The organism is Bacteroides sp. K03 (genome assembly GCF_019734355.1).
Lineage (GTDB): Bacteria > Bacteroidota > Bacteroidia > Bacteroidales > Bacteroidaceae > Bacteroides > Bacteroides nordii.
In genome coordinates this window covers 168,570-185,496 of sequence record NZ_JAASHC010000007.1, presented here as the reverse complement: position 1 = coordinate 185,496, position 16,927 = coordinate 168,570, and the positions used below count along the sequence as shown (strand labels likewise).

General features: G+C 41.7%; 7 protein-coding genes and 1 riboswitch. Of the genes, 5 read left to right on the top strand and 2 right to left on the bottom strand.

Annotation, left to right across the window (positions count from 1 at the left end):
* Positions 1-10 precede the first annotated feature (10 nt).
* Together sprA and ruvA are read right to left on the bottom strand one after the other, a co-directional pair.
* Positions 11-7,402, bottom strand: a complete 7,392-nt coding sequence (sprA, locus tag HCG69_RS07850) for a cell surface protein SprA (RefSeq protein ID WP_221649593.1) — start codon at positions 7,400-7,402, stop codon at positions 11-13.
* Positions 7,399-7,995 (bottom strand): Holliday junction branch migration protein RuvA, encoded by a 597-nt coding sequence (gene ruvA / locus HCG69_RS07845; RefSeq protein WP_221649592.1) that lies wholly within the window; start codon positions 7,993-7,995, stop codon positions 7,399-7,401. Before ruvA ends, sprA begins: the two co-directional genes overlap by 4 nt.
* Before the next feature lie 156 nt (positions 7,996-8,151).
* Between ruvA and HCG69_RS07840 the strand changes: the two genes are divergently transcribed.
* From HCG69_RS07840 to HCG69_RS07820, 5 genes are all read left to right on the top strand, one after another.
* Positions 8,152-9,051: a diaminopimelate dehydrogenase gene (locus tag HCG69_RS07840; RefSeq protein ID WP_221649591.1), complete on the top strand. Its 900-nt coding sequence runs from the start codon at positions 8,152-8,154 to the stop codon at positions 9,049-9,051.
* A gap of 157 nt (positions 9,052-9,208) precedes the next feature.
* Positions 9,209-11,227 carry a DUF3857 domain-containing protein gene (locus tag HCG69_RS07835; RefSeq protein ID WP_221649590.1) on the top strand — a complete coding sequence of 673 codons (2,019 nt, stop codon included), beginning with the start codon at positions 9,209-9,211 and terminating at the stop codon, positions 11,225-11,227.
* 12 nt (positions 11,228-11,239) lie between these two features.
* Positions 11,240-13,231: a DUF3857 domain-containing protein gene (locus tag HCG69_RS07830; protein WP_221649589.1), complete on the top strand. Its 1,992-nt coding sequence runs from the start codon at positions 11,240-11,242 to the stop codon at positions 13,229-13,231.
* 7 nt (positions 13,232-13,238) lie between these two features.
* Positions 13,239-15,149 (top strand): transglutaminase domain-containing protein, encoded by a 1,911-nt coding sequence (locus HCG69_RS07825; RefSeq protein WP_221649588.1) that lies wholly within the window; start codon positions 13,239-13,241, stop codon positions 15,147-15,149.
* A 702-nt stretch (positions 15,150-15,851) separates the two neighbouring features.
* Positions 15,852-16,502 (top strand): hemolysin III family protein, encoded by a 651-nt coding sequence (locus HCG69_RS07820; RefSeq protein ID WP_221649587.1) that lies wholly within the window; start codon positions 15,852-15,854, stop codon positions 16,500-16,502.
* Between the two features lie 102 nt (positions 16,503-16,604).
* Positions 16,605-16,789, top strand: a riboswitch (cobalamin riboswitch).
* Positions 16,790-16,927 lie beyond the last annotated feature (138 nt).

The window sequence follows — 16,927 nt, the reverse complement described above, 5'->3', positions numbered from 1 at the left end:
TCAAGACATACTATCGCGTGAGTGAGAACTTCAGACGCATACCGAAGTCAGCACTGGTCACCGGATAAGAGGAAGCAGACACAAGCGGGGTATTCTTCTGACGGTCATAATAGAGACTCACACTAAGTAAGCGGCTGAGCGTATAATCCGCAGAGAAAGATATCTTGAGTGCTTTGTTACCACTGGTAGCCTGCGTAGTGACTTGCTGAATATCCCGGCAAAGTGCAAACTGATTACGGAAAGATACATCCGCACGCAAAGCAAGGTCATTACTTATTTTATTCTTAGAGTTCTTCGTATTACGTCCGGGGAAAAGTTCCAATCCCATAATCTTATAACCCATGCCTACCACAAAATCCTTCGTTCCACTCTCTACTACCTGATTGGCAGCAAGGCTAAGATTCAGAATACGTGTAGTCTTGTACTCCACTTTGGTAGTGATACCATTTTTAAAAGTGACATCCACTCCAAATAAAGGAGAGAATTGCTCATTGATAGAAACAGCTGAAACATCGTATATAGATGAAGGAACAGGGATACCTGTTTGTACATCGTCTACAAATCCCAGATCGCCCATATAACTATGGAAACTCTGGAAAGTACTATAACTACCCACACTATAAGTACTACGATAACCATGGGTCAGGGTCACACTCTTGAAGTACTTCTTGAAAAATTCAAGTTTACTCAGTCCGCTATAAGTTATACGCCAGTTAGGCATCATCGAGAGTATTCCCGGGAAAATATCCAGCGAGCTTTTACCCGCATCCCTACCCGTATAAGCCGCCAGGAAGGCAGGTATCATTACACTCGAATTGTATTTACTAATGCTATTAAAGGTCTGTGGATAATGCTCCATTCCCGGAAGAGAAACACCTTGATACAATTGTTCGACTCTCTTTTGAATCACATCCAGATTTCCTAAGAAACGATTGAAAGAAGACGAGGAATATCCATTGGATGGATTATGACGTTCAAAAGAGCTACCAATCGTTATAACAGTCATATTAAAGTTACCACTCTGTACCTCAGGCATTCCATCGTACATAAATTGTATGGAGCGGGAATCATTACGTGTACGCCCTGCATTAAGGTCTATCTTCAAATCACGCAGAGGCTCCAGAGTCATGCGTATCTGTAGATCTTCCTGGGCATTAGTCGTAGCAGGCTCTATATTAGAATTATTCTGAATAAGCCAGTTATTCCGGATTGCCTTATCAATATAATCATCACCTGTCATACCAAAAGCAAAATCAAGACCGGGAGCGAAACCGGAACTCCCTCTCGTTTGCCCAAGCATATCCCCTATTTCGGGCTGGAAACCCGGTAAAGTCATAGCATATGTATTCTTATATGTAATGCTTACATTACGCACCATCATAGCAACACGTGCTGCCGATTGTGCAATTTTATACCAGGGGTTATCCTCTGGCTTCGGCCCTTGGATAGCCGTCAGCTTCACCCGGACACTGTCTCTGGTTTCAATACGAATCGTGTTAGCATCTATCACCTTATAGCGGATAGGATAGCGATCACCATCAACCGTCAGTGCTGAAACCTTAGGCTTTTTCGAACCTAAACTGTGGCGAACGGTTATAGTGGTATCTTTCTTCAACTGTATCTCTTTCTCATACCGTTTAGGCTTTGCTTTCTGACGACTATCGGGACGACGCGTCGAAGAGGTAGTAGCAAAACGGCGGTTAGTCTCTTTAAGAAAAGGTACCTTATTATACAGAATCTCCAGATTGAGACGGCCATTCACATCAAAAGTCCGTTGGTTTGCAATCGTATTACCCATTTCTTTCCCATCAGCTAGAGAAACACCACGATCCCAGCTATAAGAAGAATTAAAACGCGTATCTGCTGTCATCCAGTCTGTAACAGGGAACTTATCAAACGGCAATTTATACGTAGCATTAAATGTCTGTTGATAATCAATCGGACGTCCGAAACTAAGCAGACTACGCCGTATTGTATCTTTCTTTGCTTCATATTCATCCGGTTCGAGTGTTCTGTTCACTACTCCGTAAGGTTCTTCTATCTCAGCATGGGTAGCTGATGTGAAGTTCATACGAAGATTTTTAGTCAGATCCCAACGCAAAGAGAAATCACGATTCCAAAGAAAATCCTTTGCCACACTAACAGGTATTTCCGCCGGATCACTCAAGTTCTCCATATCACGCAACTGAAGCTCATAGTAATGCCGGTTCATATCTGTATTGAAAGAAATATTCTGCGGCAGATAGCTTAAGTTGAGTTCTTTAACGAACTTCATCCATTTTGATTTACTCTTCAGTCCTTTGAACGGTTCCCAGGCTTTATACACAGGCGCATAATTGTAAGAAAGCGCTCCACGCCAGTCCGTTTCGTTCTCATAGACAGTAGTACTACCCTGATTATGTCTGTTCGTGCGACTATAGCTCATTGTGAAGTTCCCCGGATCATAAGGCATCGGATTCTTACTGGTAACTCCCACACGCATATTACTCAAACTAAAATTCTTATAGGTCGTTATCGTATTAGCGATATTACGTAATGAATCTCGTTCGGCATTTGTAGACAAAGCATCCAGCGCATCTTTCAACAGCATATCCTGATCCAAGGGATTATACTTGGGAGAAGTCTTCTCACGGGAATATGAAAAATAGACCGGAGCGGTAAGTTTCACAGCCTTCGGAAAAAAACGTCCCAACTCAAACGTAGTAGTAAACTGATATTGATAATAATCATCCAGGCGACGTTCGCTTACACTCTGTTCCAGTCCACCAAAACCGGCAGTCTCTACATGTCCCGCCATACTGATACTTCCAAGATCCGACAACTGCACATTCATATTTCCCTGTGCTGCCCAGCCACCCTCTTCGTCAAAATCGGACAGACGCAATTCGTTTACCCAGATTTCGGCCGATTTCTTGGCGCGTGAATTATTACGCACACCAATCATCATCGTCTTCACCTCTGCAAGTGACGGATTACCTATGATACTTACCTTATTGGCTGGTTTGTCGGGGTCATATTCAGAATAAAGCTTTCCATAACTTACCCCCGAAAGCGAATTATTCTTTGTTTGGTTGCGCTTTTTCTTTATGTCAGTAAACACAGAAAGTGCAATATCCAACATATTGTCTTTAGGCCATACTATCAGTTTATCAACATCTGAGTCTCCATTATAATTGCCTGCCGGAGTTAGCTTCAACGGGATTTCGTATTCATAAAAGTTAGAGCTATAATCGGAACCCAGACGAATGAAAACAGATAATTCTCCGTCTTTAGGGTCAGTTACATCACCTGTTAAAGCCCCGGCATGAGTGAACATCTTCAACCGGCGGTACTGGCGCATATCCATTGTAGAATTTTTGTAAACAGCACGTGCATCACCCGGCGCAAGGTTTTCAACTTTCAAGCTCATAGCCTGTTCATTTTGCTGACGCAACTGTGGTTGTCCCGGATCAATAACACGACTAATACCCGGAGGCATTACATAGTTAATAGGTGTCTTATCTCCATTCTCTTCAATATTAACAGTTGAAACATCCAAAGTACCTGTCACTGTAGGTGCAGGATTTTGAAGGTTATATAACGGATCTGTATACGTACGCCAATCACCACGCACCAGTTCAAGAGTGGCAAAACGCAAAATTACAGGTTTAGAGAACCCGGTAAGGAACATACGCATAAACCGTATCGACTTGAAATCTCGGATACTTCCGACAGGTGTACCGCTGCGCACAGGCACTTTAAACTGATACCAGGTCACCTCTTCCGTTTGGCCGTTACGCAATTTCACTTTAGTGACACGCTTATCGGTAATATTGTTCGTACCCACTTTCAATTCAGAAGGAGTCAGATGAATACGATACTGGAAATATTTTTCTGTTTCCGAAAGTGTATTATCTTGATTAATATCTTCTATATCAGGAGAAGTCTTAGCAGCCGTCGGATATCCCTCAGGAGAATCTTCATTAGCGGCCGAGTTCCCTTCGGTATTATTGATATATTTATAACGTTCGAGAATACTCTTCTCCTCAGCATCGTAATCGGAACCCCGGAAATAATGATATTTATCACCTGCAGGCGACTCGTAGAACTTTTCAAAAACAGAAGCATTCAACTTTGGCCGGATTTCTTCCAAATACTTAACATAAGTAGGATAGGCACGTTCATCTTCTACCGAAAGTCCATTCAATCCGACATCCTGTTTTTTACGTGCTCCTGCCGTATTATCAAAAGCATATACAAGGCTACGATCTTTAGGAACACGCCCCCAGTTTGTATAGTCTACTTTTGATTCATCACCATCAATAGGCAAACCATTTTCAAAAAACTTCCTACCATCTTTCAGGATATCCTCAGATACATCTCCTAAATTAAGATACAGATATCCGCCCTCTGTTGTACTCCGGGCGTTTTTTCTACGTGTATTATCCGCTCCCGGTTCATCTCCATCTGCATAAATAAAAGGATCGAGCAACCAAAATTCAACATATTCAATATTGGCCTTCTCAAAATCGGTTGTTTCAATCTTACGCATCATACCTCCCCACCGCTTTTCCGGTTCCAGCAAGTTACCATTTTCGTCAAGGTCTCTGTCCAGATTGTAAGGGCCACGTTCCTGAGGGTAATAAGCCACATTCAATATAGACATAGTAGATGCTTCCATATTATTCAACTCCTTTTTAGGATACAGCTCAGATTCGTACACCTCACGGACATAGTGATTGGAGAGTTGATCGAGGTCATTCTTAATGTGTGTCGGAGTAAGTGAAGAGTTACGGCGCGTAAATAATCCGTCGATATGATACCATGCCAATAAAGCACGATTCTTTCCATAGGGAATACTATCAGACAATCTCGATTCGGGAAACAATTCGAGATTATCAGGTCCCGTTGCCTTAAAGGGCGTAGAAGAGAGTTGCCAATACAAAGGCTGATGCAAATCGATACCACTTTGTGCACTCTCAAAATCATCTATATAAGAAGAATTGTCCTGCAATCCTCCCCCATGTCCCGGAAGAAGCTGAGCAAATTCCAATCCGAGATTAATATTGGAAGGAGCAGTAGCCTCCACAAACGGTAACTTATCTACCATATTAGTTAACCATTGGCTCTCACGTTTCCAGGAGGTATTCAACCCCCACAAGGTGTTCGATATAGGTTCGTCTCCCATAGCCACTTTGGTAGTCAGCGGCTTCTCTTTCAGATACATCACAGTACCTCCGAACTGGAAATCAGGCGAAAAATCATACGTAAAGTTCAATCCCAACATTGTCTTACGCTGCATATTATAAGACGTATTGCTTTCGAGATTTACACTGATAGGAGTCCCGGCATCAATAATACTCTGATTGAGAATCGTAACTACTCCCATTGTATAATCAACCGAATAGTCGGAATTTTCAGTCAGTGTCCGTCCACCGGCCGTAACACGTACCGATCCCCGTGGCACATTCATCGAACCAAGACGTATTTCATTGGCAGACGAAGCACGATATTCACCTTGTAAACGGAATTTATTCTTCTCAGCCAACTGACGCGCTACGGTAAGAGTAGAGTCATATAATTCCTTGAAAACATATTTCTTAGCAATGTTCGGATTATCAATTTTTTTCTCCAGATACGATCCAAAAGGCTCTACTACCGGGAAAAAGATACGGCCATTCTGTGCATTAACCGTATATCCCTCTACAAAATCGAAAAATCCGTCACCTCCGAGCTGATTCTTACTATTCAAGCGATCCAGATTCATTACTTTAAGTAAAGGTATCTTATTGATCTTACCCTCCGGAATATAACGTAAATAAACTCCGGTGGTGTCACTCAGATAAGTGATATTTAATGTAAATTTTTCTTTCTGTACCTGATAGGCATTCAGTGAGTAAACGTTCTTCATCATCAAGTCCCAGCAAGCAGCATCCGGAGAGTTGGAAGTATTTTTTAACAGTTTAACGAAAAGACAGTCGGACGTCTCCTTGATATCGGATGAAAATTCACCGACCTGATAGGTCTTTCCATTAATAGTATAATCAAAAGCTACAGCAAGTACTTCATCTGATTGTAGAGTCTGTTTTAAAGAGATGTAACCTAAAGTAGTATTCACCGTATACTCCGAGGAGGTCAACAACCGGGCCGTCTCTATCTTTTCATAGTTCATGCCGCTTTCCATCCCAGGAATTGATCCTATCACAGAATTTACTGCACTTATATTACGTGCAGCACTATAGGTGCTTGTCATCTGCTGATAAAGATTATTATCACCATTAGCAGGTGGAAGGGTGTCCTTAGAGATTGCGATCCACGAAGCTCCCTTACTAATATAGGCTTGAGACTCTCCTAAATCCGTAAAAGCTACAATATTACGCGGGTTCTCATAATTACCTCGTTTATTCGTTACCCAAACCTCAACCCGGTTAATTTTCACTCCGGAAAGAATATTAGGTAATTGTGCCATATTACGGTCATACCTATCACGAAAATAGTGTGCCAGAAAGAAGTGACGGTTCTCATCATATTCATCTGCTGAGAAATCAAAAGGAATGGTCTGTGCCCCTCCTTTACTATTAACGGTTTTTGATTCACTCTCCTGCTGGCTGATCACCGTTTGCAACTTTAACTTTCCGAACTGCAAATCGGCACGTACACCAAACAAAGAGGTAGCACCACGTATCAGCGAGTTACCGGTAGTCATACTCACGTTACCCGCTTCAAGCAGTTTTATTATCTCATCCTCTTTGCCCTCATATTTCAGTTTCAGTTTTTTACTATCGAAGTCAAAAGTAGCGTCCGTATTATAATTCATGTCAAGGTTTACCTTATCTCCTACCTTACCGTTGACATTAATATTAATTTTCTCATCGAAATCAAATCCCCAGGTTTTACGCATACTTTCAGGCAAAGTAGGGTTCTGAACATTGTTGTACTTTACTCCAAAACTGAGTTCAGCACTTCCCTGAGTACGAATCTGAACACCACCCGGACCAAATATTTTTTCAGCCGGACCAAGATTAAATTTCATATTCGTAAAGTCAAACTCCTCTTTTCCCTTAGAAAATACGGAGTCATTACGCTGACGGTAGTAATTCTGCATGGAGCGTTTCATACTCCAGTCTAAGTACTCAGCGGGAGTCATTATGATAGGAACGTCCATTTCCTGCCCACCGATAATAGTACGGATCAAATAGCGGTTAGTCAATGCATCATACTCTACCTTTTCCTCAACAATGGGCATAGGTTGCAGTATCTGCGCTGCAACAGGCAAACTACCTAAAAATAAGAATAATATGACAATGAAATAATATACCAATGTACTAATATGCCAATGCGCCAATGTGCCAATGAGTCTGCGATATAACAGCACAGCACATTGGCACATCGATACATTGGCATATTGGCACATCATTCTCATAATCTCTTCAAGGCCAGTTTTATCACTTGTTCTACAGCAGCATCGGGTTCTTCCTTCAAAATGGCAAGTACTACCTTTTGTGAGGGAGCCGCAGCAAACCCAAGCATCGTCAGTGCAGCAACAGCTTCTTCCTGTATTTCGGTATTCATGGCAGACAACAAAGTACTCTGCCCTCCCCCTGCTACAGGGGCAGCAGTCTTTATTTTGTCTTTTAAATCTACAATCACACGCTGTGCAGTTTTCAATCCGATCCCCTTCACCGTCTTCAGCAAATTAGCATTCTCCGTACTGATAACATTAACCAACTCCGACGGCGAAAGTGCCGAAAGAATCATTCGTGCCGTATTGCCACCAATACCAGATACAGAAATCAACAACAAAAAGAGTTCACGTTCCTGCTTGTCAGCAAAGCCATACAGCACATACGCATCTTCGCGAATGGCTTCATAAATATATAGTTTACAAGTGTTTCTCCCTTGAATCGCAGAGTATGTATTTAATGAAATATTCACGGCATACCCCAAACCGTTACAATCGATTATTGCTGTTGCCGGACTAAGTTCGGCAATCTCGCCTTTGACGTATTCTATCATAATACTTTATTAACGCACGCGCACGACAAATATTGTGCTTCACTAACCTTGAGTAACAAAAACTAACTTTAACAACCATTTCACCGGTAGAAACAGAAAAAATGATTATTTTTGCAGCATAAAGAAAGAAATATGTTAAACGAAACCCATAAAAGAATGAAAAAAGTAAGAGCAGCCATTGTTGGTTATGGTAATATTGGCCGTTATGTACTGGAAGCCCTCCAGGCAGCCCCGGACTTTGAAATAGCAGGTATAGTTCGCCGCGCAGGAGCTGAGAACAAGCCAACCGAGCTAAACGATTACGCCGTAGTAAAAGATATAAAAGAACTGCAGGGAGTAGATGTAGCTATCCTTTGTACCCCTACCCGCAGTGTAGAAACATACGCCAAAGAAATTCTGGCATTAGGAATCAATACAGTAGATAGTTTCGATATTCACACAGGTATTACTGCGCTCCGCCGTGAGCTCAGCGTTTCTGCAAAAGAGCACGGAGCTGTATCTGTCATCTCAGCAGGTTGGGATCCGGGTAGCGACTCCATTGTACGTACTATGCTGGAAGCTATTGCTCCCAAAGGTATCACTTATACAAACTTTGGTCCGGGTATGAGCATGGGACATACCGTAGCAGTAAAAGCTATTGACGGTGTAAAAGCTGCCCTTTCAATGACTATTCCTACTGGAACCGGAATCCATCGCCGTATGGTATACATCGAACTGAAAGATGGCTACAAGTTTGATGAAGTGGCTGCTGCAATCAAATCTGACGCTTATTTTGTAAACGACGAAACTCACGTACAGCAAGTGCCTAACGTCGACGCACTTCTTGACATGGGCCATGGCGTAAACCTAACCCGTAAAGGGGTATCCGGTAAAACACAAAATCAGTTATTTGAATTCAATATGCGCATCAACAACCCTGCTCTGACAGCACAGGTTCTGGTTTGTGTTGCCCGCGCTTCCATGCGTCAACAACCGGGATGCTACACGATGATTGAAATTCCCGTAATTGATCTTCTCCCGGGCGACCGCGAAGAATGGATCGGCCACTTGGTGTAAATAATAATAGCCAGACTCTGTATTTATACAAAGGGATTACTCTTTTTTCGAGTAATCCCTTTTCTTTTTACTTCTTTTTTACAAAAAAAATACTGAAAATAACCGTTATTATGTCTTTTTACATATATTTGCAATATTAACAAAAACGCAAATAGCTATGAAATGCACACTAATTATACTATTTCTGCTATTCTTCTGCAGTCTGCACACCTCCGGACATACGATAGAGCCAACCCTGAAATTCGGAAAGCCATCGGATGAAGAACTAAAAATGACTGTTTACGAACCCGATACTACAGCAACAGCCATTGTATTATATGATATAGGGAAAAGCAATTACAGATATACTAATAATGAATTCGTACTTATCACACAACGTAGTGTGAAAATAAAAATACTAAAGTCGGAAGGCAAACAATATGCCGACATCAATATCCCCTATTACGCACCGGAACAAACATCAGAGAACAGAGATAATATCTATGATCTGGAGGCCTATGCCTACAATCTGGAAAATGGTAAACGAGTAAAGACAAACACTAAAAACGACTTTATCGTACGAGAGCGTATCAATGAACGGTATATGCAACTCAAGTTTTCCATACCTGCCGTAAAAGAAGGAACCGTTATTGAATATCGTTATAAACAGGCATCCGATTATTATCTTCAACTGGAAGACTGGGTGATGCAAACAGAAATTCCTACAATATACAGTGAATACAGTATCCTGATACCCAATATCTTTATCTTCAACATCAAAATGCAAGGCAGAGACCGGATAAAAGTAAAAGAGAAAGACGGTGGATACACAATAGAACATACTACTTTAGGAGGATTGGGACAAGTCAAGAAAACTCTCTCGGTACACGCACGCGAACTCACCTTTACCGCACACCATCTTCCGGCACTACCCGATGACGAAGAATATATATGGTGTAGCAATGACCACAAGGTAAGCGTTTCTTTTGATCTGCAAGGAGTGAAACAAGGCGAAAATTATAAGTCGTATACTCAAACCTGGGAAGATATTGATAACTTCTTACTGAAAGAAGATTTTGAAGATTTCGGCCAGCAGCTTTTCCTGTTTAATCCTTACCATGAGGAAATGGCAGCGTTACAACTAACAGATATGCCATTTGAAAAGAGAGTAGAAGCCATCTTCAAATTACTAAAACAGAAAATGACATGGAACGGAGAGTACAAACTCTATAGCCCCGATCTTAAAAAAACGATAAAAAAAGGAACAGGAAGTAATGCCGACCTTAATTTTATCTTTATAAATATGTTACGTGATTGTGGCATTGAAGCATGGCCCGTAGTATTACGTATGCGCAATACGGGAAGGCTTCCCATTCATTACCCATCGCTACAAAAACTAAACACTTTCGTGGTTGCCATACATACTGACAAGCAAAAGAATATCTATCTTGACTGTTCTATGCCGGAAGCTTTCCCAAATGTATTGCCCGAAAAATTAACCGTAGAAAAAGCCCGGATTATCAACAGGTTAAGTGACCAGGAAAAGTGGGTAGACCTTACTCGAATCCCCAATAATACATTTAGTATGACAATCCGTGTAACGTTGACACCCGAACAGCTGCTCACAGGAACACAAGAAATTAAACGTACAGGTCATTTTGCATTCGACCGTATCCATCAGTATAAGCAGGCTAAAGACAGTATAGATTTCATCAGAAAACACGAAGCCCAAAATGATTGCCACATTACAAATTACACACAAAAAGAGATTGATGCAGCCAATAGTTCTGTTTATGAAGCTATACAATTCACCCGGAAAGCGGACAATGCCAACGAAGAATATCTGTATATCAATCCGATGTTATTTACCCATATCAGCAAAAATCCCTTTATACAGGCAGATAGAGTAATGCCCATAGACTTGCCGCAAGCCTATATGTACACCGTAACAAACACCCTCATATTGCCTGAAGGATATCAAATAGAAGAAATTCCCAAAAGCCAGGTATATATTACCGAGAAGAAGGGGATCAGTTGTCATTACTACATCGAAAAAGAGGAAAGAATCATTCGACTGAAATATATGTTCATAGTGAAACAGCTTCACTTCGAACCGGCAGAATATCCTAACTTACAAGCATTGTGGGCCGCCACTGCCGAAAAAAACAATGCACTCATTGTACTCAAAAAACTTTAAAACATATAAGAAATGAAGCGCACACTATTCATTGTTATCGCCTGTTTCATAACAAGCGGTATTTGTGGACAAGAGACAACGGTCCCGGAGGTTAATACGAAATTCGGAAAACCATCGGATGAAGAACTCAAAATGACAGTTTATGAACCGGACACCACGGCCGCAGCTGTAGTACTCTGCAAGAAGACGAATGTTTTCTATGATGTTGTCAACAATGACTTCCGGATCAACTACATTTATGAAACTAAAATCAAAGTACTCAAACCAGAGGGAACCTCTTTTGCCGATGTTGTTATACCTTATTATGAAGATAAGAAAGGAAGTTCCATGAAAGAGATAGTAAGTCAGATAGATGCCTTCGCCTATAATATAGAGGAAGGTAAAACAGTACGTACGAAGATGAAACGGGAATTCATCTTCAAAGAACGGCTCAATGACAAATACATGCAAGTCAAATTCTCTGTTCCTAACGTAAAACCGGGAACCGTCATTGAATACAGATATAAGATATTATCTGACTTCTATTTCCATATAAATAACTGGAGTGCCCAACAGTCTATTCCTGTTCATTATACAGAATATGATATCACCGTGCCCGAATATTTCAAATTTAATTTGGACATGCACGGAACAGAGCGACTGCAAACCGAGGACGAAACAGTTGGCGTCAATCTCGTTATCGGAGGACAAGTATTTCAATGTAACGGCCGGCATTTGTGTTTCAAAGGTAACAAGCTACCGGGCCTGCATGACGATAATTACGTCTGGTGCGTAAAAGATTACGGTACACAGGTCAATCTTGAACTGAGTGGGCTTGATTTTCCGGGAGCACTCTATAAATCATTTACCCAAACCTGGGAGAACATAGATGAAGCATTACTGAATGACAGTGAATTTGGCGGACAACTTAAAATACAGAATCCATATCGGGAAGAAATGGCTGCCTTAAACTTAGATAACTTAAAAAGTAACGAAGATAAAATAGCTGCTATTTACACTTTATTAAAAAAGAAAATATCCTGGAATGAAGAATATGCACTTTATGGAGGTAAAAGTAAAAAAACAGTAAAAGAAGGTATAGGCAACAATGCCGAAATCAACTTCATCCTAATGAGCATGCTCAAGGATGCGGGTATTCCCTCTTTCCCGATAGTTATGAGCCGTCGCAGCATGGGAATACTTCCTTATGCACACCCTACCATACAGAAACTGAACACCTTCATTGTAGGTATAGCCAACACAGACAGTACACTTGTCTATCTGGATGGTTCAGTAACCAATGGCTACCTGAATGTACTCCCTCCCGTGCTAATGGTAAACCGGGCACGGGCAATAATAGGAGGCCGCCAAAGCAGATGGGTCGATTTGAGTCAAACCTGTAAGAATCAATTACGCTCCATGGTAAGTGCAGTAATCAGTCCGGATGGCAAAATATACGGTAGCCGTAACACAAGCTATATGGGACAATATGCCTCTGCCTTCAGAAAAAAATATCAGACAGCCAAAGACAGTACCGAATTTGTAAACGGACTGGCATCGAAAGAAGACGTGAAAATAAGTGTATTCAATGCACAAGGTATCAACAAATTCTCTCCGCAGGTCAAAGAGACTATCATATTTGAAAAACAGGCTACCGTTAACGATAACTTCATTTATTTGAATCCGCTTGTATTTCTGCACACAGAAAAGAATCCCTTCACTCAAACCGAACGAAAGCTTCCTGTGGAATATCCCCATGCAGAACAAATCACATTGTCCGTTAATCTGACCATACCCGAAGGATATGCAGTAGATGAACTGCCGGAGGCACTACAGGTAAAAACAGAAGACGGCCAAGGCATGTGTCGTTACAATATTGCCGTACAAGGCAATAAGCTAATAATCAATTACATCTTCAATTCCAACAAATTGCTTTATCTACCAACGGAGTATCCCGGGCTACATCACTTCTGGAAAGTAATAGCAGAAAAGAATAATGAAACAGTAGTACTAAAAAAATTGTAAAGCGATCATGACAAGAAACAAATTATACAGTAGTATTCTGTTACTCTTGCTTGTACCATTTGCCATGCGGGCGCAGGTAAACATTACTCGTGACGCCTACTCCGTTGTACAAAATGCCTCCACAGAGATCATCTGCGAATCGGCTACAAGTGCTCTGCAAAAAGAAAGTTATACTATCACCATTCTTAATGAAAAGGGACGGGATGCTGCACACTTCTTCTGCATGTGTGACAAGTTTCGTTCTCTGCGAAAATTCTCCGGAGAGATTACAGACCCGACCGGTAAGGTCATCCGTAAAATTAAGAAATCGGATTTACAAATGACCGAATACTCTTCGGGGCTAACCAGTGATGACTATACCTATTATTACGAGTGTAACCTCCCACGCTATCCGCTTACGATAAAATATGAATGGGAAGTGAAATGCAAAGATGGGCTAATAGCCTATCCGAATTTTGTTCCTCAAAAAATGTACAATCAATCGGTAGTGAAGGCTGTATATAGCCTCCGGACTCCTCAAAATATGATTACCCGTTACCGGACAATCAATACTCAGGCAAATGTTACACAAAAAACAATGCCGGATGGAAACACCCTCACAGAGGTATCTATGGGACCGATAGCCGCCCTCGAATATGAACCATTCGGTGCATCACTATCCGAGCGTATCCCCCGGATTTATTTTTCGCCAGGGCAATTTACCTTTGATGGCACACAAGGAGATATGAGTACCTGGCAATCATACGGTGCATGGCAAAACGGGTTACTCACGGGACGTGACCAACTGGCCGAACCTATAAAAACAAAACTGCACGAATTAACAGTCCATTGTACAACTCCCCGCGAAAAGGTACAAGCCATCTATAACTACCTGGCTACCACAACGCGCTATGTGAGTATCCAGTTAGGTATCGGAGGATTGCAGCCCATTGCAGCAGCTGATGTCTGCCGTGCAGGTTTCGGCGACTGCAAAGGATTATCCAACTACACCCGTGCTATGCTAAATGAGCTGGGAATCCCTTCTGTATATACTGCCATCAGCACGGATAATGAACGGTTACTGCCCGACTTTTCCAGTGCCAATCAGATGAACCATGTCATCCTGCAAGTTCCACTCCCCGGAGATACGCTTTGGCTGGAGTGTACCAATCCGCAATTACCTTTTGGATATATACACAGTGACATTGCCGGACACGATGCTCTCCTCGTTACACCGGACGGAGGTAAACTTTACCGGTTACCCTCCTATCCCGATTCACTTAATACACAAACAACAATTGCCCGAATCACGCTTACCCCCACCGGAGGGGCCAAAGTAAAGGCTTGTGAAACCTCCTGTCTTTTCCAATATGAAAGCATGATAGGCATTACCCGACTTGACCCCGCCCGACAAAAAGATCATTTGCGCTCTAATATCAATCTGGTACAGGCAAACATAAGTGATGTACAGATAACCGAGAAAAAAGATGCAATCCCCCAGATTGATCTGCAATACGTGGTGGATACCGAGCAATATGGAAATAAGACAGGCAACCGACTATTTATTCCTGCCAATATCTTTCGTAAGGGTTTCACCACGCCCGAACTCAAACAACGTATTCAGGACGTTCATATCAACTACGGTTATCTGGATACAGACAGTATTCTTTTGCAGATACCGGAAGGATATGCCATAGAATCTCTTCCCAAAAGCTATAAAGCGAAAAACAAATTCGGCACCTTTAGCTCTTCTTTACAGGTGAAGGGTAAGGTAATATATATTGTACACCGTTTATTAATGCACAAAGGCGTTTACCCTAAAGAATCTTATAAAGATTTTCTTGAATTTCGCAAGCAGATAGCAGGACAATACAATAGCAAGATTATCTTAAAAAAAGAGGTGCTTCCCGCACAGGGAGGTGCGCCAAGCGATGGTTAATTGAAACTCTGTGAAATTCTGTGATTCTATGGTGAGTTTAGTTCATTAGAATCTATTTTGTGCAAAATGGTGTTTGTCATTACCATCAGTTTCTTTTTCCGGTATCAATAAAGCTCTGTCTCATAGAGGAACGTATGATGCCTCGGTGGGCAACGTTGTTTTAGATGTACATGTAAAGCAGTACGACATGTACATGTGGGACAGTACGACATGTACATGTGGAGCAGTGAAACATGTACATGTAAAACAATACTGCTCATCGGGAAAAGGAACGTTCCTTTCTGAGAAAAACAAAGTACGACACCGGGCAACGGTGACGATGTCGTTTAGGGACACTTCCGCTACCGAAAAGATATACCCATAATCTTCGTTACTGTACGGTTTTGAGTGTATTTCACCACAGAGTAACACAGAGTTCCACAGAGTAGTATTTATCTGATGAAACGCGGATTAACACAGATGAACGCAAATTAAAAAACTGTAGTTCTTTATCATACATTTGTTCCCCTTTGCGAAAATCTGCGTTTATGCGTTTCAAGAAAGATTTAAACTCTGTGGAACTCTGTGTTACTCTGTGGTGAGTTTCGCTCGTTTCTTTTCAGATATGAACAAGTGCTCTTATTATCCATTTTTAAACTGCCACAGGAAAATGTTTTAGAAAAATAGAGTACCTTTACGGCCGAAAGCTAAAAATGTACAGCATTGGATAATCATCGATATACTCATGGCGAAGAACTCGCTAATACACTCAGTCACGCTGCCGGAATTTTGCTGGGAGTTATAGCCGGATACCTCCTGCTGGTAAAAGCGGCTACCGGTAGTGAGCCGAACTGGGCAGTTACCTGCATTGCAGTCTATCTGGCAGGTATGTTATCGTCCTATATCAGTTCAACCTGGTATCATGCTTCCAGGCCGGGACCGAGAAAAGAATTGTTACGTAAATTTGATCACGGAGCTATCTACCTGCATATCGCAGGCACTTACACCCCATTCACACTATTAGTGATGCGGCATGCCGGCGGATGGGGATGGGGAATCTTCACCTTCGTATGGCTCTCTGCACTTGCAGGTTTTATTCTGAGTTTCAAGAAACTGAAAGAACACAGTAATCTCGAAACATGTTGTTACATTGGAATGGGTGCTTCCATCCTAATAGCCCTGAAACCATTAATGAACTGTCTTTCGGAGATAGGAGCCTCACCTGCTTTCTGGTGGTTGATAGGTGGAGGTGCTTCTTACATCATCGGCGCAGTATTCTATTCTCTTCGTAAACCTTATATGCATTCAGTATTTCATCTCTTCTGCCTGGGAGGTAGCGTAGGGCATATTATAGCAATCTGGACAATCTTATAAATCTTAAAAGTTTTCCATTTTGGAAAACTTTCTGTATCAGGAAGAAAGAAAAGTTTCCCGAAATTTAATGTTAAAAGCCTTTATACCTATAAGTAAATCTCTTATCTTTGTCCCGGTTCCGGAACTAAAAAGAGGTTTAGTCACAAGGGAACGCTGTGCAAATCGGCGACAGTACCCGCTGCTGTAATTCTCTGAGAATCCGCACATTATGCCACTGTGCTTTATACATGGGAAGGCGTGCGAAGGAGGGATAAGTCAGAAGACCGGCCGGAACCAATGGACAATTAACAATGGACAGTTGACAATTGACAATTGACAGTTGGCAGTGAGCGATTACTGTTTATCCGATTTTAATTGCCGCCTATTTTTTTTATTAACCACTCAGTTGTCAAACATCAACTGCCTTTTGGTCAGCCAAAAACTGT

Excerpts from the sequence above, each read along its gene's own strand:
- sprA (WP_221649593.1), bottom strand. The coding sequence starts at position 7,402 with ATGAGAATGATGTGCCAATATGCCAATGTATCGATGTGCCAATGTGCT.
- ruvA (WP_221649592.1), bottom strand. The coding sequence starts at position 7,995 with ATGATAGAATACGTCAAAGGCGAGATTGCCGAACTTAGTCCGGCAACA.
- HCG69_RS07840 (WP_221649591.1), top strand. The coding sequence starts at position 8,152 with ATGAAAAAAGTAAGAGCAGCCATTGTTGGTTATGGTAATATTGGCCGT.
- HCG69_RS07835 (WP_221649590.1), top strand. The coding sequence starts at position 9,209 with ATGAAATGCACACTAATTATACTATTTCTGCTATTCTTCTGCAGTCTG.
- HCG69_RS07830 (WP_221649589.1), top strand. The coding sequence starts at position 11,240 with ATGAAGCGCACACTATTCATTGTTATCGCCTGTTTCATAACAAGCGGT.
- HCG69_RS07825 (WP_221649588.1), top strand. The coding sequence starts at position 13,239 with ATGACAAGAAACAAATTATACAGTAGTATTCTGTTACTCTTGCTTGTA.